The 16,214-nt window shown below is 46.8% G+C and carries 16 protein-coding genes and 1 riboswitch; of the genes, 6 read left to right on the top strand and 10 right to left on the bottom strand.

Going from position 1 to position 16,214, the window contains the following annotated elements; all coding sequences use genetic code 11:
- Positions 1-17 precede the first annotated feature (17 nt).
- The 4 genes from SIC45_RS01625 to SIC45_RS01610 form a co-directional block, all read right to left on the bottom strand.
- Positions 18-662 (bottom strand): urea amidolyase associated protein UAAP2, encoded by a 645-nt coding sequence (locus tag SIC45_RS01625; RefSeq protein ID WP_413645917.1) that lies wholly within the window; start codon positions 660-662, stop codon positions 18-20.
- Positions 663-681: 19 nt separating this feature from the next.
- Positions 682-1,386 carry an urea amidolyase associated protein UAAP1 gene (locus SIC45_RS01620; protein WP_319630838.1) on the bottom strand — a complete coding sequence of 235 codons (705 nt, stop codon included), beginning with the start codon at positions 1,384-1,386 and terminating at the stop codon, positions 682-684.
- 63 nt (positions 1,387-1,449) lie between these two features.
- A riboswitch (guanidine-I (ykkC/yxkD leader) is annotated at positions 1,450-1,556 on the bottom strand.
- A gap of 298 nt (positions 1,557-1,854) precedes the next feature.
- Positions 1,855-2,001, bottom strand: coding sequence for a hypothetical protein (locus tag SIC45_RS01615; RefSeq protein WP_298784986.1), 147 nt, complete (start codon positions 1,999-2,001; stop codon positions 1,855-1,857).
- 183 nt (positions 2,002-2,184) lie between these two features.
- On the bottom strand, positions 2,185-2,700 hold the full coding sequence (locus tag SIC45_RS01610; protein WP_319630837.1) for a DoxX family protein: 516 nt from the start codon (positions 2,698-2,700) through the stop codon (positions 2,185-2,187).
- A 195-nt stretch (positions 2,701-2,895) separates the two neighbouring features.
- Here SIC45_RS01610 and SIC45_RS01605 point away from each other — a divergent pair, with 195 nt between their 5' ends.
- The 5 genes from SIC45_RS01605 to SIC45_RS01585 all read left to right on the top strand — a co-directional run bounded on the left by SIC45_RS01605 (position 2,896) and on the right by SIC45_RS01585 (position 8,267).
- On the top strand, positions 2,896-4,020 hold the full coding sequence (locus tag SIC45_RS01605) for an NADH-dependent flavin oxidoreductase (RefSeq protein ID WP_319630836.1): 1,125 nt from the start codon (positions 2,896-2,898) through the stop codon (positions 4,018-4,020).
- Positions 4,021-4,257: 237 nt separating this feature from the next.
- Positions 4,258-5,424, top strand: a complete 1,167-nt coding sequence (locus tag SIC45_RS01600) for a hypothetical protein (RefSeq protein ID WP_319630835.1) — start codon at positions 4,258-4,260, stop codon at positions 5,422-5,424.
- Between the two features lie 18 nt (positions 5,425-5,442).
- Positions 5,443-6,687 (top strand): amidohydrolase family protein, encoded by a 1,245-nt coding sequence (locus SIC45_RS01595; protein WP_319630834.1) that lies wholly within the window; start codon positions 5,443-5,445, stop codon positions 6,685-6,687.
- 196 nt (positions 6,688-6,883) lie between these two features.
- Positions 6,884-7,636, top strand: coding sequence for an acetamidase/formamidase family protein (locus SIC45_RS01590; protein WP_319630833.1), 753 nt, complete (start codon positions 6,884-6,886; stop codon positions 7,634-7,636).
- The gene (locus SIC45_RS01585) at positions 7,620-8,267 is read left to right on the top strand and encodes an acetamidase/formamidase family protein (protein WP_319632909.1); all 648 of its coding nucleotides are present in this window, start codon (positions 7,620-7,622) and stop codon (positions 8,265-8,267) included. Before SIC45_RS01590 ends, SIC45_RS01585 begins: the two co-directional genes overlap by 17 nt.
- A 164-nt stretch (positions 8,268-8,431) precedes the next feature.
- Here the strand turns inward: SIC45_RS01585 and SIC45_RS01580 are convergent, their stop codons facing one another.
- The 6 genes from SIC45_RS01580 to SIC45_RS01555 all read right to left on the bottom strand — a co-directional run bounded on the left by SIC45_RS01580 (position 8,432) and on the right by SIC45_RS01555 (position 15,440).
- Positions 8,432-9,541 carry a pyridoxal-phosphate dependent enzyme gene (locus SIC45_RS01580; RefSeq protein ID WP_319630832.1) on the bottom strand — a complete coding sequence of 370 codons (1,110 nt, stop codon included), beginning with the start codon at positions 9,539-9,541 and terminating at the stop codon, positions 8,432-8,434.
- Positions 9,542-9,687: 146 nt separating this feature from the next.
- Complete coding sequence (locus SIC45_RS01575) at positions 9,688-11,154, bottom strand: glycoside hydrolase family 1 protein (RefSeq protein ID WP_413645915.1); 1,467 nt, start codon at positions 11,152-11,154, stop codon at positions 9,688-9,690.
- 17 nt (positions 11,155-11,171) lie between these two features.
- Positions 11,172-13,073: a beta-glucoside-specific PTS transporter subunit IIABC gene (locus tag SIC45_RS01570; protein WP_319630830.1), complete on the bottom strand. Its 1,902-nt coding sequence runs from the start codon at positions 13,071-13,073 to the stop codon at positions 11,172-11,174.
- A gap of 129 nt (positions 13,074-13,202) precedes the next feature.
- A complete protein-coding gene (gene licT / locus SIC45_RS01565; protein WP_319630829.1) occupies positions 13,203-14,069 on the bottom strand; it encodes a BglG family transcription antiterminator LicT in 867 nt (288 codons plus the stop codon).
- A gap of 236 nt (positions 14,070-14,305) precedes the next feature.
- Entirely contained in the window at positions 14,306-14,989 is a 684-nt protein-coding gene (locus SIC45_RS01560; protein WP_319630828.1) for a DUF2817 domain-containing protein, read from the bottom strand.
- On the bottom strand, positions 14,928-15,440 hold the full coding sequence (locus SIC45_RS01555) for a DUF2817 domain-containing protein (protein ID WP_319630827.1): 513 nt from the start codon (positions 15,438-15,440) through the stop codon (positions 14,928-14,930). Before SIC45_RS01555 ends, SIC45_RS01560 begins: the two co-directional genes overlap by 62 nt.
- A gap of 102 nt (positions 15,441-15,542) precedes the next feature.
- Here SIC45_RS01555 and SIC45_RS01550 point away from each other — a divergent pair, with 102 nt between their 5' ends.
- Positions 15,543-16,169: a uracil-DNA glycosylase gene (locus SIC45_RS01550; protein ID WP_319630826.1), complete on the top strand. Its 627-nt coding sequence runs from the start codon at positions 15,543-15,545 to the stop codon at positions 16,167-16,169.
- Positions 16,170-16,214: the final 45 nt, after the last annotated feature.

The raw sequence follows: 16,214 nt of genomic DNA, 5'->3' as shown, positions 1-16,214 counted from the left end.
TCCTTTTAATGGTCTATTTATTTATCCCAGATGAGTACACGAAGCGGCGTTGGATTAAAACCGCTGCACGGATTATTCAGCTGCGGGCAGTTGCTTATGAGCGCGGTGACTGCACATTTGGCGGTCATTTCCACGTAATAACCGGGTCCCGAAATTCCGTCATCAAAATCCAGGCCGCCCTCCGGCGTGACCGGCACATTCATGAAAAAGTTAATATTCGGCGCAATGTCACGCTTGCTGTAATCATGACCATATTTGGCCAGCTGATACATAAATGTGTCACGGCAATTGTGCATCGGCTCCCGGTCATGGGCGTAGCGGACCGTATTGCTTTGAGATGAGCAGGCTCCTCCGAGCGTGTCGTGCCGCCCGACCGTATCGGCCGTGATTTCAAGCAGATCCTTTCCGGATTCGGCTTTCAGCACTGAACCAGTAGTTAAATAAATATTGTTCTGTGCGTTGATGGTGTTAATCGCACTGTAATGATCCTCCGGGTGCTCCGTATCAAAAAAGAGCGTGTCAGCTGCTTCGTTTCCCTCCACATCTTCAATCCGGAACACCTGGCCGGGCTGCAGCTCCCTGATCCATCCTTCACCTGCCGGAATCAGCTGTTCATATACGGCCGTTTCCGCGGTTCTTTCACTTTGTACCTTTGCGAGCATATTCATGTTAAACTCCCCTTCATACTAATAATGAATGATATTCCCATGTATTTTCGAACGCCCGTCTGTTTTCCGGATGATAGTTAACACAATAGTCGTTCTCGTCTGCTTCCTTTACATCAAATACTTCCATTTTCACCGGCACTGATGGAAAGTCTGCTGCCGGATCCTGTGGATTTGGCGTATTGGAGAGGATCATTAAGCTGTCCATTTCCAGACGGAGCGTCACCGTGTCTCCCGCTTTGGCATGCTCCGGGTCAAAATGCATGCTGCCGGCTTCATCGGCATAGATCTTTGAAAACAAATTGATGTTTGGCACCAGGTCTCTTTTCGTTAAGCCGTGGCGCATCAGCTCCTTGACGAAGTTTTCTTCACCGCTCCGGTAGTACTCGTTCAACAGCTTTTGAAATGTTGTTTCACCGTACCGGCTGTCGGTTCCTGCTCTGGTCGAATAGCCGCCGATAGGATCATGCCATCCTAAGCTGTCTTCAATGATGCTTGCCATGGCACGGCCATTGTCGGTCATCAGAATGTTTCCCTTCGTAAATTTCGATGTGTGCTGCGCTTTTAATGAATCGGGCATATTATAACGGTCTGTCGTATTTTTAGCGTTGTACAGCAGAAGTGAAATATTGGCCCCATCCTCGAGCGCGGTAAACCGGACTGCTTTTCCCTTTGCCACCACATTCGACCATTTGCTTCCTGCTTCAATTATCTTTTCCATCATGAAGCCTCCCTTAGTAATATAAGCACCTGAAAATAAATAAAAAGCCCGGAAGAGTTTTCACTCTCCCGGGCTTTTGTCCCTCCGTGTATACAGACAATAATGCCTGTACCGCTTTCTCTCGGACCTGCCCTTCTTTTTCAAGAAGCGGAACCCTAGAAAGCATTGGCGTTTCCAGCTGGCGGAAACCTATATACTGTTTTTGCTGTTGATTTGTAGTCTAAGCAACATTCGGGCAGAAAACAACTTTTATGTAAGCTTATCTAACACAATAATTTTCTGATTTATTTTTTAATTCTGTTTTTCACCTGTTTTGCCCAGACCTTTTGGTTTCTTTTTTCTCTCTTGTGACCTGTCCACGCTATTAACAATTATCTGAGTGGCCAAGTGAACAAAGACGAAAACGAAGCATAAAAAAATCCCGCTTTTCAGTAGGTACTGAAAAGCGGGATTTTCGTTTACTTAATGTCATCCGCCCTGTATGGCGTTGTAAATAAAGTAAGCGATCAAAAGTACAATGGCCACCGGCAGGATAAACTTAAAGAAACATCCCGCCATACGAATAGCCAGGAAAACGAATACGACGAGCAGCAGAATACCTATAATAAATTCCATGAATGCAGCCTCCCTTCCAAACACAGCTATCTATCAAACATCATTAAATAATTTTTGCTTTAACACTGCTAACACCTATCATTCCACTGCTGCTGTTTCATAAACGTTTCTCCGTATTATTTCGATATTATTACATATTCGCACAGGAAAAAAAGCCCCCCGGCAGGGGCTTTTTATTTACTGCTATGCGGCTTTTGGCGTTTGTTGCTCTTTGGGCCTGCGTCCAATTTTTTCTTTCAAAGCTGGAGCAAAGCGGTCGAGACCGATTTTACCGGCATTACCTTTTCCAACCAGGATAAGGATGGCAAGAATAAGCATGACCGGGTTAGTCGACACTGTACCCGCCAGCAGAAATGCCATGTTCATCGTACCGCCGAAGAAGGCGGCAGTGGTTGTAAACAAGCCAACGATTAAGCCGGCACCTACCAGTACTTCACCCCACATGACGAGAAAGCCAAACAGTCCGGCGTTCGGAATAGCGACATTTTCCAGGAAGGCAATGTACCAGGGGTAAGCTGGCATTGTTCCTCCGCCCTGCATGACCGGTTCAGCAACCGCCCCCTGCAGGAACCCGCCTGGATTAAAGCCCTCTGTTATTTTACCAAACCCCGAAGTGAGCCACGTCCAGCCTAAGTACAGGCGAGCCATCAGAAACAGTACCGTCGCAATCGTCGATTCCTTCAAAAAACGAATAATCATTGTGAACCCTCCTCTTGTGAATGTATTCACATATTTCTTATCTTTAATATATCACATTTATTGCTTTTGTGAATATATTCACATGAATGGACACAAAGTGTTCATATGTGAAAGATGATGAACATGATAAGCAACTTTTTCGCGAACTTCTTTTGGCTCGTGCTATAGTATTTTGGCAGAAGGAGGGCTTAAGCAATGAACGAAAAATATACCCCATTATTTCAACCATTAACATTACCGAATGGAATTACACTAAGAAACCGCTTTGTATTAGCGCCGTTAACCCACGTGTCCTCCAACGAGGATGGCACCATTTCCGACCGCGAGCTTCCTTATATTGAAAAACGGTCGGAGGATGTCGGCCTTGCTATTACAGCAGCAAGCAATGTAACAGCTTTAGGGAAAGCATTCCCCGGACAGCCGTCGATCGCCAGAGACTCGGATATCGAAGGCCTGCGCCAGCAAGCTGCTGTCATGAAAAAGAACGGTGCAAAAGCCGTCGCCCAGATTCATCACGGCGGGGCCCAGTCTCTGCCTAAATTGACTCCCGACGGCGATGTGGCGGCGCCAAGTACAATTGAGCTGGCAAGCTTTGGCGAGCCTCAAAAGCATCAGGCCCGCCCAATCACAAAAGAAGAGATCGAAGAAACGATTCAGGCGTTCGGCGAAGCGACGAGACGTGCAGCCCAGGCAGGCTTTGACGGCGTGGAAATCCACGGTGCCAACCACTATCTCATTCAGCAGTTTGTCTCCCCGTATTATAATCGCCGGGACGACGAATGGGCCGATCCATTCAAGTTTCCACTAGCCGTTGTGGACGAGGTAACCGCCTCAGCCAGAGAACACGGCGGCGACAATTTTATTGTAGGATACCGCTTCTCCCCGGAAGAAGCCGAATCTCCGGGAATTACGATGGAATTAACGAAAGAATTGATTGATCAGCTGGCCGATCAGCCGCTGGATTATTTCCATGTGTCCCTGATGGACATTCATTCCGAAACCCGGGAAGGCCCATATTATGGGAAGAAACGGATCCAACTGATCCATGACTGGATTGACGGTCGTGCTCCATTAGTCGGTATCGGCTCCATTTTTACGGCAGATGATGCCCTGAGTGCTCTGGAGACGGGCACGGAATTGGTCTGCCTCGGACGGGAATTGCTGCTCGATTATCAATTTGTGCGAAAAATCCAGGAGGGGCGCGAGCACGAGATCAATGCCACCTTTGATCCAAACGAGCCGACGAAATACCACGTTCCAGAGCCGCTATGGCAGCAGCTCTACAACGGATTTTATCCGCTCCCAAGGAATGACGGCTGATATATTTATCCGGCTTGCAATGAGAATTAGATAAAGGATAAGAAAACTCACCTCCTGTGCGAAGTTATAGCGTTCTAGCCGGAGGTGAGTTTCTATTTCCTAAAACCCTTTTTACCAATAAAGATATTTGAATATTTTGCTTTTTCCTTCTTTTAATATGAATTTTTTGCTATTCTAGTTTCAATTCTCTAAAAATACTGAGAAAATTTTGTTGGGCTGAAATAAGGAGGGAAATGAGTGGAACCAATTTACGCCGCACTTATCATCGTTGCTATCATAGCATTGGGAGAGTTGTGCTCGATTTCCACTAGAGCAAAAGTTCCAACGCTTTTGGTCGTGGTCTTCGGTATGCTCGTATTATTTCAAACTGGTATTATTCCTGAGAGCTTAGTGGAATCTTCCGTTTTCACTGCTTTTGGAAGCATGCTGGTTCCAGTACTTTTAGTGCATTTAGGCACAATGATCCCTCTAAAAGTCCTGTTTAAGCAGTATAAAGCGGTATTGACTGCTTTAGTAGGAGTGGCTATTTCAGTCAGTATCATTTTGCTGATCGTCTCTTTCCTATTTGACTATAATAGTGCAGTAGCAGGCGCTGGACCGATTTCTGGAGGTATTTTTGCTTATATTATTACTCGCGACGGGCTTTCTGAGGCAGGACTGACCTCTTTAGCAGCTATACCTGTCGTTATTTTTGCCCTCCAAAACCTTGTAGGCATGCCTTTGACGGCTATCTTATTAAGAAAATATGCTTTATTGATTCGAGGTGAAAACCCAACAGATACGGAAACAGCAGCTACCGTTCAGCACGAAGAACAAACCGCATCGTCATTACTCTTCCCCGACAGATTAATGCAAAGCAGTTTTTTTCTATTATTTCTTTTACTAATCGGTGGTTCTCTCGCCACTTTTCTTGGCAGTATCACAGGGTTCATCAATAGTAGCATTTGGGGTCTTTTGATTGGTATTGCTGGAGCGGCCCTCCGAATTTATCCGGATCATGCCCTGGATAAAGCTAATAGTTCAGGTATTACTATGATCGCATTAATATTTGTCGTTATTGGAAGCTTAGTAGGTATTACTTTTGAACAAATTATCGCATCTTTGGTCCCTGCATTAGTAATTATGATCCTAGGTACAGCGGGACTTACATTAGGGGGTTGGCTTGGCGGTAAGTGGCTCGGATGGCATCCAACTAAATCAATTCCAGTAGCACTAACTGCAATGTATGGATTTCCTGGAGACTACTTGATCGTAGAAGAAGTAAGCAGGAGTGTTGGACGCACGGAAAATGAACGAAAAAGAATCATGGATGAGCTTGTGGCTCCTATGCTGATAGGCGGTTTCACCTCAGTCAGCATTGGCTCTATTATTATCGCAAGCATTTTAGTAGGAACACTCAATTAATCGAAAGGATGAATGAAAATGGAAAATACGTTAATCAAAAATGGCACATTAATTGATGGAAAAAGTAATGAGCCGAGTACAAATACCTCAGTGTTAATACAGGATGACAAAATTCGTGCTATTGGTCCAGACGCAGAATTAAAAGCAGCGGATAATGCTTCAATAATTGATGCAGAAGGAAAGTATGTACTGCCCGGGTTTATAGACACTCACGTACATATGATGCTTGAAATGAAAAGCATGCAAAAAACGCTCACCACCCCTTTCTCATATCGCTTTTATGAAAGTGTACATTATTTAGAGAGAACCATTCAAACAGGCATCACCTCGGTAAGGGATGCGGGTTTTGCAGACGCAGGATTAAAGCAGGCTGTTAACGATGAACTCGTTAAGGGGCCAAGAATGCAAATTAGCATTAATCCACTTACGATTACCGGCGGCCACGGCGATCATTGGATGAGATCAGGGGTGGATGCCTATCTCACCGGAGTTGATCATCCAGGCATGCCAAATGGTATTTGTGACGGAAAAGAAGAAGTAAGAAAAACGGTACGGAAAATGCTGCGGACTGGAGCAGACATTATTAAAGTACATGCTACCGGGGGTGTAACCAGTCCTACTGATCACCCGGAATTCACTCAATTCACCCAGGAAGAACTGGAAGTAATGGTGGAAGAAGCCGGATTCCGTAAAGGTAAAAAGGTTATGGCTCATGCGCAAGGAAGTGAGGGAATTAAAAATGCTATTAGAGCAGGTATTCATTCCATAGAGCATGGAATTTTCTTAGATGACGAAGCCATCGAACTAATGATTAAGAATGGCACCTACCTGGTCCCGACACTGCTGGCACCGGTAGCTGTTTTAGAGGATGGGGAAAATGAAGGTAATATGAGTGAATATGCGATGGAAAAATCACGAGAAGTTATTGAACATCACAGAGAAAGTATTAAAAGAGCTTATGAAGCTGGAGTAACCATAGCCATGGGCACAGATGCAGGCGTTATGAAGCACGGGACGAATTTGCGCGAATTAGGATTAATGTGTGATATTGGCATGTCTCCTATGGATGCCATTATTGCTACAACAAAAACCGCCGCTGAGTGTCTTGGCTGGGGAGCATATACCGGCACAGTGGAAGAAGGGAAATGGGCTGACCTCGTAATTGTTGATAAAAATCCTTTGGAAGACATTCGCTCATTAGAAAACGAAAAAAATATTATATTCGTTATGAAAGAAGGAAACGTTTATAAATCAAACTTATAATTTGTTAATAGCGTCCACCACTGTGGGCGCCTTTTTATTTAGATTCAAAGCAATGTTAATACTCAATTTTTTAATAATATTCTACATAATAAGTTACCAAATACGTAAAATCTTGCGTACATTATCTTACAAAAAATCCCTTCACTATTATTTTTTTATAAAGTAATGGCTATATTGCTTTAGGGGGGGAAATTAGTTGGGGAATGTAAAAAGAAAACTAGGGGTTTTGACTACCACAGGAATTTTAGCTGCCATGCCTGCCTTTGGAACAACTGCACATGCTGAGGAGACACCAGACTTCCCATTAAATGAAATTGACGCTGAAGAAGCAGAAGGTGAATATTATGTGCCTTCTTCAGTAGACAATATTCAATGGGGAGATTTGCCTAACCGTGAAAGCCAGGCAGTCGAAAGTATTCAATCAGGCGAAACTGTCACTTTTGATACTGTTTCTCATGAAGGGCTGCTCGAAGACCAGGGAAGAGACCCAGTAGAATATTTCAGCCAGCATGGTATTGAGGAAGATCAGGTGCTCGAAGAAGCCAAGGAGATAACCGGTTCAAATATCGAACACGACTTTGAAGATCATGTACCTCACGTGGTGACCGGACCAGTCGAAGTAGAAGGAGCCCAACCGGGCGACGTATTAAAAGTAGAAGTTATGTCATTAACACCTAGAGTGCCTTACGGAGTCATTTCCAATCGTCATTATAAAGGAGCGTTCCCAGACGAGTTTCCGGAGAATGAAGGCCCACAGGAAGGAGCCAGCGCGGAAAACCCTGAACTGTATAATAACGTATCAACATTCACCCCAATAGAACAAAGAAATGGCGAGTGGATGGCAGAGAGTCCAGGCGAAGACGTATATTTTCCTATCGACCCATTTATGGGCTTAATGGGAGTTGCTTCAGATACCGATGAGTATGTAAACTCTGTTCCCCCCAAGTGAAACGGGTGGTAATATCGATATCAATGAACTCGGGGTCGGCTCCACCCTTTATCTCCCTGTAGAAGTGGCGGGAGCTATGTTTTATACTGGAGACCCTCACTTTGCCCAAGGAGACGGAGAAGTAGCTTTAACTGCGCTTGAAGGGTCCCTTAGAGGCACCTTTCGATTAACTGTGTTAGAAGATGGCGAAGAGAGCATTCCTGGAGAAAATGACGCATTTGACCAACCATTTGGAGAAACAGATGATTATTGGATTCCTATTGGACTGGATGAAGATTTGGATGAAGCCATGAAAGAATCCACAAGAGAGTCTATCGATTTTCTATCTGAAGAACTTGGAATGGATAGAGCAAAGGCTTACGCTTATTTAAGTGCTGCAACAGATTATGAAGTTTCTCAAGTAGTAGACAAGACAAAAGGCATTCATGCGCTTATCCAAAAAGCCCACTTTGATGAAAAAATAAATCAGGATGAAATGCCGGCAGAAGAAAAAGAACATACTGAATCGGAAGAAGAAGGTGGAGGTGAACTTCCTGATACTTCCACAAATACTATTCTATATATATTTTTAGGAACGTTACTTGCCTTTGGAAGTGGTTTATGGCTATTCCAAAAGAAACGATCTATTTAAAGACAAGAACCAGCAGAAATTAATCTTCTGCTGGTTCTTTAGGTTCTCGATGCTTTATATTCTGAAGTAGATAACCCCAGACTCCCCATTGGGTAACACTCGTTTGTTTATCTTCCATGAAGTTTTCTGTCTACAGAAATATTCAGCATAAACTCTGAATCCTGCTACGAAGATTTAATCCCTGCTCCGCAGAGAGGAATAACCACGGTTTCGTTTTCTTTGCGGTGGTATTGCAGCCAGCCTGCGTAGTTAATGGCTGAAGTAATTTCTACATAAAATCCTCTGCCGGCCAGGGCCTCCCTCGCGCTCAATATTTCTTCTTCCGCAATCCGGATAAACGTGCCGTTGGTTTGACGAACAGCCTTTAGAATTTGGGCTGAGCGCGCCGGAGCGGCGATCGCGCTTCCTTCTGCAAGTGTTGGTTCCGCAGGCGCTGCTTCTGCTATTTCAGCTCCCATTTCATATGCCTGGGCGAGCGGGGCACAGTTGGCAGCCTGCACTGCTGCGATTTTCGGCATATGGCTGATCAGATTATTAACGAGCAGCTCCTGAAAACCGTAGTAAACTCCTAGCAGAAGTGTACCGTTTCCTACTGGGACAATCACGGTTTCAGGCGCACGCCCGAGCTGTTCATATATTTCATACGCATATGATTTGGTACCTTCAAAAAAATACGGGTTATACACATGACTTGCATAAAACACCTGCTCCTGTTCGACTGCGCGCTGGGCGGCTGCAGCTACCTCTTCCCGGGTCCCAAGGATTTTTTGAATTCCGGCTCCGTGGGCCTGAATTTGATCTACCTTTTTCGGTGACGTCTTCGCGCTGACGTATACGTCGCATTCGATATTTGCCCGGGCGGCAAAGGCGGCTATAGCGGTGCCGGCGTTGCCGCTGCTGTCCGCGATTACTTTCTCTGCGCCCAGCTCGTTTGCTTTTGTTATCAATGCCGCCGCGCCGCGGTCTTTAAACGATAACGTCGGCATCATGTAATCCACTTTAACGTAGACCTCAGAACTCCCCGGAAATAACGGAACCAACGGAGTTTGGCCTTCTCCCATGGACACGGCCTCCCATGGCCGTGTCTCCGCCGGAAAAGCCATCGATTCCGCATACCGCCAGATGGAAAACGGATAGCCCTTCCACACCTCCGGATTCACGGAGGGCGTTTCTTTTAAAAGATCCAGCACGCCTCCGCATGAGGGACATTTCCAAATAGTCAGGGTGATCGGGTGAATCGTTCCGCACTCGCTGCAAATATATTGGGTCTTCACTTTTCCACTCCTTCCGAACGTTTTAATGGTGCTTCAAACCACTTTTCATTACTTTCCCACACTTAAACGAAAATGCCAATGCCAGCAGCAAAAACTAAAGCCGGAGCGCCCGCCCCGGCTTTAGCCAAATGAATGATATCTTATTTTTAAAGCTCCTCCCCGTTCGTCTGAATCACGTTCTGGTACCAGTAGAAGCTGTCTTTTTTGCTGCGCTTGTTGGAGCCCTGGCCGTAATCGTCCCGATCCACATATACAAAGCCGTATCGCTTGGACATTTCGGACGTAGAGAAGCTCACAAGGTCAATCGGCCCCCAGGTGGTGTAGCCGATCAGCTCCACGCCGTCTCCAATGGCCTCCTTCATCTGTTCGATGTGGCTTTTTAAATAATCAATACGGTACGGATCATGCACGGAGCCGTCCTTTTCCATCTTATCATAGGCTCCGAGACCGTTTTCCACAATGAACATTGGCGTATCGTAGCGCTCATACAGCTGATTCAGCAGCGTCCGGAGGCCGACCGGATCAATTTGCCAGCCCCAGTCCGATGCTTCAAGATACGGGTTCTTCAAGTTCGTCAGCAGATTGCCTCCCGCTTTCTCCCCTGTAGTCTCTTCACGCGCGGATACCGCAGACATGTAATAGCTGAACGGCAGAAAATCGATTGTATTGTTTCGCAGCAGCTCTTCATCCCCGGGCTCCGTTTTCAACTGAATGTCGTTTTCTGCAAACACCCGGTTCATGTAGCTCGGGTAGCCGCCCTTCGTAAAGACGTCGGTAAAGAAAAGCGTATTACGCATGTCCTGATGAGCCGCGAGCACGTCCTCGGGATGCGGGCTGTTCGGATAGTTGATCATGCCGATCACCATGCAGCCGATACGGGCGTCCGGACTGATTCTCCGGCAAGCTTCAATCGCTTTTGCGTTTGCCACGAGCTGATGGTGGGCGGTCTGGTACGTTGCTTCAAGCATCCGGCCTTCCGGTACAACGTCCGGGATCAGCCCGCCGCCAACGTAAGGGGCCATCGTTAACGAATTGATTTCGTTAAATGTAATCCAGTATTTCACCTTTCCTTTGTAGCGTTCAAACACGGTTTCAGCATAACGGGCAAAATGATCCACCGTTTCTCTTTCATAAAAGCCGCCGTATTCCGTCGCTAAGTGAAGCGGAATTTCATAGTGGGACAGGGTGACAAGCGGTTCGATGCCGTGCTTGTGCATTTCATCAAACACATTATCATAAAATGCCAGTCCCTCTTCGTTCGGCTCCGTTTCTGTACCGGTCGGGAAAATGCGTGCCCAGCCAATCGAGATGCGGAACGTTTTAAAGCCGAGCTCCTTTAAAAGCGCAATGTCTTCCCTGTAAGTGTCATAGAAATCGATACCGAACCGTTTCGGAAATGTCCGCCCCTCTTCGGTGTCCAGAACGTGCTCAATTTCCTGTCTTCCTGGAAACGGGAGCTTCATTGATGTCCGGTCCTCGGGCTCAATCAGCTCGATAATGTCTGCGGTGGAAAGTCCTTTTCCTCCTCGGTTGTAAGCCCCTTCAGCCTGGTTGGCGGAGATAGCCCCGCCCCACAGGAATCCTTCTGGAAATGATGGTTTAAATGTCATTATGTCCACTCCTTCTCTATTTACTGAATGATCGAAAGCATTGTATCGCCTGGTTCTACGTTTCCGTCATTATCTCCAATCACATCTAAATAATCACCTGTGTTAGTAACAATAATCGGCGTGGATAAATCATATCCTGCTTCGCGGATCGCTTTAATATCAAATTCTGCGAGCAGCTGTCCCCTAGTCACCTTATCGCCCTGCTGCACATGCGATTGGAAGTGTTTCCCATCCAATTGTACCGTATCAAGCCCGATATGCATAAGCAGCTCTGCACCTGAATCCATCTTAAGACCAAAAGCATGTCTGCTCGGAAATACGGTAGTCATTTCCCCGTCTGCCGGGGCATACAGCTTTCCTTCCACTGGAATAACCGCAATACCTTTGCCCATGGCTCCGGACGAAAATGCAGCATCATTTACTTCTTCAAGTGGAATCACGGCTCCCTTAAGCGGACTGGCAATCGCCTGGTTTTCTTTGGAAACAGTTGATGTCGCCGCCACTTCCCTTGCTGCCTGAGTATCTTTGTTCGTTTCCTCCGGCTGATCCGGTGCTTTTTCTTCAAGCTCATCCTTGTAGCCAAACAAATAGGTCAGAATAGCCCCAAGGGAAAACGCAACAATAATGGATACCACGAACAAGCCAAAGCCTTCCCCAAAGTATACCGGAAGGGCTGCCAGACTTGGCAGCGCCACCGCAAGCGCAGATGCGTTCGCAATACCTGCAATTGCACCACCGACACCACCGGCAGCTGCCCCTAAAATAAACGGGCGTTTATAACGAAGCGTCACCCCGTAAATCGCTGGTTCGGTAATGCCAAACAAACCGGAAATCGCAGCTGGGCCAGCGATCGCTTTTACTTTACGCTGGCGCGATTTTAAATAAACACCAAGTGCTGCTCCGGCCTGTGCAAATACAGCTGGCGCAAGCAGCGCAGAAAACGTGTCTTCCCCGTACACGCTTAAGTTGTTGATACCAATCGGCACAAATCCCCAGTGAAGACCGAAAATAACAAATACCTGCCAGAACACACCCATGAATGCGCCGGCAATCATTGGGCTTGCGTCATAAATCGAGGTGTAGCCGTCAGCCAGCCAGCCACTGATTACCGTGCCGACAGGACCGAAAACAATCAATGTTAAAGGAACCATAATGACTAGAATAAGAAGCGGCGTGAAAAACATCCGGATGCTTGCATGCAGCCAGCCGTTCAGCAGCGCCTGCAGCTTCGACATCACATATACCGCTAAGATGATTGGAATAACCGAAGACGCGTAGTTGCCCATCAACACCGGAATGCCGAGAAAGCCAAAGCTTCCGCCCTGCTCTTCCCCAAACGCGATTAAATCCGGATACAAAAGAGCACCGGCGATAAGCACAGCTACATACGGATCCGCGCCAAATTTACGGGCAGACGTGATGGCAAGCAACACCGGCAGGAAGTAGAATAAACTGTCTGACGCTGCATTTAGTACCTGGTATGTTCCGCTTGTTTCTGTTAATACGCCTGTGGCCAGCAGCACCGCTACCAGTCCTTTTAAAATACCAGCTCCTGCAAGCGCTCCCAATATTGGAGTGAAAATAGCGGAAATAATATCGATTGCCCGGTTAAACAAACTGCCCTCGTTTCCTTTGTTTTCTGAAGCGTTCGCATTTGCATCATCATCGCCAAGCTTTGTATCCTTCGCGATTGCTTTGTAGACGTCTGACACTTCATTGCCGATTACGACCTGAAACTGTCCTCCGCTTTCCACCACCTGAATAACTCCTTCAAGCGCCTCTACCTTCTCCTTGTCCGCCTGGCTGCGGTCTTTTAACCGGAATCGAAGCCGGGTGGCACAGTGAACGAGTGATTGTACGTTTTCTTCACCGCCGACCCCGGCCACAACGCTTCTTCCAAGCTCCTGATAATCTTTTTTCATGTCTACACCCCTTCTTTCATTAATATTTTAGGCAAAGAAAAAACCTAAACTGAACAGATGACAGAAAGGCAAAAAATCCCTTCCACACTCTGCTCAGCTTAGGTTTTGCCTGATTCATCAGTAACAATCCTAATCTGAGTGATTTTTATTCAGTTGATGCCGGGACGCTACCCGGTGAATATGAACCGTTAAGTAAATCAGTTCGTCGTTGGAAACATTCCACTCATACTTATTTTCAACGTATTTTTTAATTTTTTCGCTGCATAGAAATGCTTCTTTATACTGCTTTTTCACCTGCTGATATAAAAAATCGTCATCGGCATCATACTGCAGCCGTTCCTTCCGGACCAGGCGCCAGGCAAAAAAGCGCAGATGCGTTAAAAAGCGTTCATAGTTCAGCGTATCTTCATCAAGCTCCATCTGAAAATGGTATTTCACGATGTTTAGCATATCGTTTACGATGCCTACGGTTTCTACAACCTCTTCCAGGCCTTCCCCGGACATTTGACTGTTCACAAGATGCAGCGTAATCGAAGCTGCTTCATGCTCATCAAGTCGGTGTCCGGTTTCTGCTTCAATGATGTTCAGTGCTTTTAAGGCGACAGCAAATTCTTTACGGTAATACTTTTTGATTTCCCAGGCCAGCGTATTCTGCAGTGACATACCCTGTTCATAGCGGCGGATGGCAAAGCTTAAATGATCAGTCAATGCAACATATAAGTAATCATCAAGCTTCACGCCAAGCTCCTCTTTAGCCAGCGAAATAATCTGCTCTGCAATTGCCAGGTAGGTTTCGGGCACGTCTGCGAGCAGCTCCGCCAGCTGATCGGAAACATTTTCGTTTTCAAGCACGAACGTTTTCTCTACCTGCTCCTGATCAACCGCTTCTCCTGCCTTCCGCTGAAAGGCAAGTCCTTTTCCCATCACTACCATTTCTTTTCCGTGGCGGTTTTCCGTCAATACTACGTTGTTGTTAAAGACTTTTTTTATTTGCATATCTCCTCGCCCTTTGCCTGAATAGTCCAATAAAAAAACCTAAACTCACACACCATTCTACCACGAACGGCGCGAAGTTTAGGTTTTGCCTGCTTTCTCAGTAACAATCCTAATTTAAGGGAATATTCTTTTGTAAACGCTTTCTATATATCTATTTTTACCACAGGCCGGAGACAGGGTCAATACTTATTTCCTAAAAACTAACCAGGACTTTAGATTTTCGTCGCAGCTCTTGGCTATTTTTTAACAAGCTGCACCCCAGCTTCCTTTTCAAGCACGAGATCAAAGCCTGCTTTGCCCTTCTTCAGCACGGCCTGTCTCCAGCTTTCCTTCGGCGGGTCGAACAGCTGATGAAATTCCTTCTGCAGTTCACGGGCGTCTGCTTCTTTTTTCGCTCCGTACCAGTAGTACTGGTTTTCATGCACGACAATATCGAGCGCTCTCATCTGGTCAGGCAGCCGGTTGCCGATCGTGCCAAACTCCAGCAGGCAGGAGAAGATATACTTATCCGGATACCTCCGGCTGTAGACGTCCTTCACATATTCCGCATCCTCACCTTTGATTTCCCGCACGTTCGTTTTTTGCACATCGTTTACCTCAGGGTGCGCGAACTGTTTTTGAAGCTCTTTTTCCTTACGCGGGTCTGAATGCGGCACCTGCAGCCACAGCTGTTCCGCAGGACCGAGCCCGGTATGAATATCAATATGGACGACCGTTTCATACTCCTTTACCCATTCATCCATGCGTGACAACAGCTTTTCCACCGGCTCTTCATAAGCTGCGCCGCCGTAAAAAATACCGGTGGGGTACTGGTACTGCCCCGTCGTTGCCGCTTTTTCCAGCCCGGAGACACCGCGCTTAAACACCTTTGCCCCGAGAGCGCCCAGCAGGTCGCTGCGCTGTTTTTTCCAGCTTTTCATTGGCCCGCTTCTTTTCTTTTTCGAAACGCTCGTTCAGTGAAGCGGGCACGCTGCTCCAGTCTTTAATAAAGTTACGGTTCAGGTCCACGTTGTTTTCACTCACCCGCCGCCGGTTTTTCATCCCCCATGGATTGACGGCATGCACAAGGCGTATCCCGGTGGTGTTCGGATTCAGCTGCGTTATATACTCATCGATAAACAGCTGCAGAAGCGCCGATCCGGCATATCCTTCAATTCCGTGTACACCGGTGGTGACTACAATCAGCGTGCTTGAGTGGTATTTGGCGTCCGCTGCAATAATATCGGTCGTGTTATTATTTTCCGGCTTTCCGGCAGCATACTGGGTCAGCGAAGTCTCCGGCCAGACCACCGCCACGTCGGTGCTTCTCTTTCGGAAAGCTCTTCTTGCTTCTTCATACGTCGGGAAAAAATATTGATCGGACGGTTTCATGCTGCTGCCTCCCTGCTCAAAATTGGTCTTACACTCATTATTCCTCGCCATTTCGGGTACAAACCTATTAGGGACAAAGAAACTACAAAAAGGATGATAACTATGCAGCTGCCTGATACTTTAGTACAACTCGCCAACGAACGTATTGAACCATTTGATTGTGAAGGATTTCTGCCAGGCGCCGGCCCGGAGGAAGCCACGATCATGTTTGTCGGGGAAGCTCCGGGCGAAACGGAAATTCATAACGGCATCCCCTTCAGCGGCAGGGCAGGAGTCATTTTTGACTCGTACCTCGACGACTTGAACATTAAGCGGGATGATATTTATGTTACAAGCGCCGTGCGCAGCCGGCCGTTCAAATGGGGCCAGACCAGAGCCGGGGTGCGCCGGAAATACAACCGCACGCCGAATCAGAAAGAAATTCAGGCTCATGCACCCGTGCTTGATTACGAAATCTCACATGTACAGCCGCAGTGGCTCGTGCCGATGGGGAAAATCGCCTATCAGCGGCTGCTCGGGAAAAACCCCAGACTCGGAGATGTGACCGGCAGGATTCAGACATCTCCGGTACAGCAGTGGGAGGAAGAAGCTAATTCGTACATCTGGACGAAGGAAAATTACAATATTTTTCCGATCTATCATCCGGCCGCTATTTTATATAATCGGAGCCTCGAACAGACGATGAAGGACTACCTGAGTACACTTGCCGCTCACGCGCTTCATACCTAAAAAACTCCGGAACACAGACTTTCATCTGCGTTCCGGAGCTTTGTA

The sequence above is a fragment of the Marinococcus sp. PL1-022 genome (assembly GCF_033845285.1).
GTDB lineage: Bacteria > Bacillota > Bacilli > Bacillales > Marinococcaceae > Marinococcus.
Note: the sequence above shows the minus strand (reverse complement) of the source record. Positions and strands in the feature narration are given on the sequence as shown.

Excerpts from the sequence above, each read along its gene's own strand:
- SIC45_RS01610 (WP_319630837.1), bottom strand. The coding sequence starts at position 2,700 with ATGATTATTCGTTTTTTGAAGGAATCGACGATTGCGACGGTACTGTTT.
- SIC45_RS01555 (WP_319630827.1), bottom strand. The coding sequence starts at position 15,440 with ATGAAACCGTCCGATCAATATTTTTTCCCGACGTATGAAGAAGCAAGA.
- SIC45_RS01595 (WP_319630834.1), top strand. The coding sequence starts at position 5,443 with ATGGAAAATACGTTAATCAAAAATGGCACATTAATTGATGGAAAAAGT.
- SIC45_RS01570 (WP_319630830.1), bottom strand. The coding sequence starts at position 13,073 with ATGAAAAAAGATTATCAGGAGCTTGGAAGAAGCGTTGTGGCCGGGGTC.
- SIC45_RS01620 (WP_319630838.1), bottom strand. The coding sequence starts at position 1,386 with ATGGAAAAGATAATTGAAGCAGGAAGCAAATGGTCGAATGTGGTGGCA.
- SIC45_RS01625 (WP_413645917.1), bottom strand. The coding sequence starts at position 662 with ATGCTCGCAAAGGTACAAAGTGAAAGAACCGCGGAAACGGCCGTATAT.
- licT (WP_319630829.1), bottom strand. The coding sequence starts at position 14,069 with ATGCAAATAAAAAAAGTCTTTAACAACAACGTAGTATTGACGGAAAAC.
- SIC45_RS01605 (WP_319630836.1), top strand. The coding sequence starts at position 2,896 with ATGAACGAAAAATATACCCCATTATTTCAACCATTAACATTACCGAAT.
- SIC45_RS01550 (WP_319630826.1), top strand. The coding sequence starts at position 15,543 with ATGCAGCTGCCTGATACTTTAGTACAACTCGCCAACGAACGTATTGAA.
- SIC45_RS01560 (WP_319630828.1), bottom strand. The coding sequence starts at position 14,989 with ATGAAAAGCTGGAAAAAACAGCGCAGCGACCTGCTGGGCGCTCTCGGG.
- SIC45_RS01615 (WP_298784986.1), bottom strand. The coding sequence starts at position 2,001 with ATGGAATTTATTATAGGTATTCTGCTGCTCGTCGTATTCGTTTTCCTG.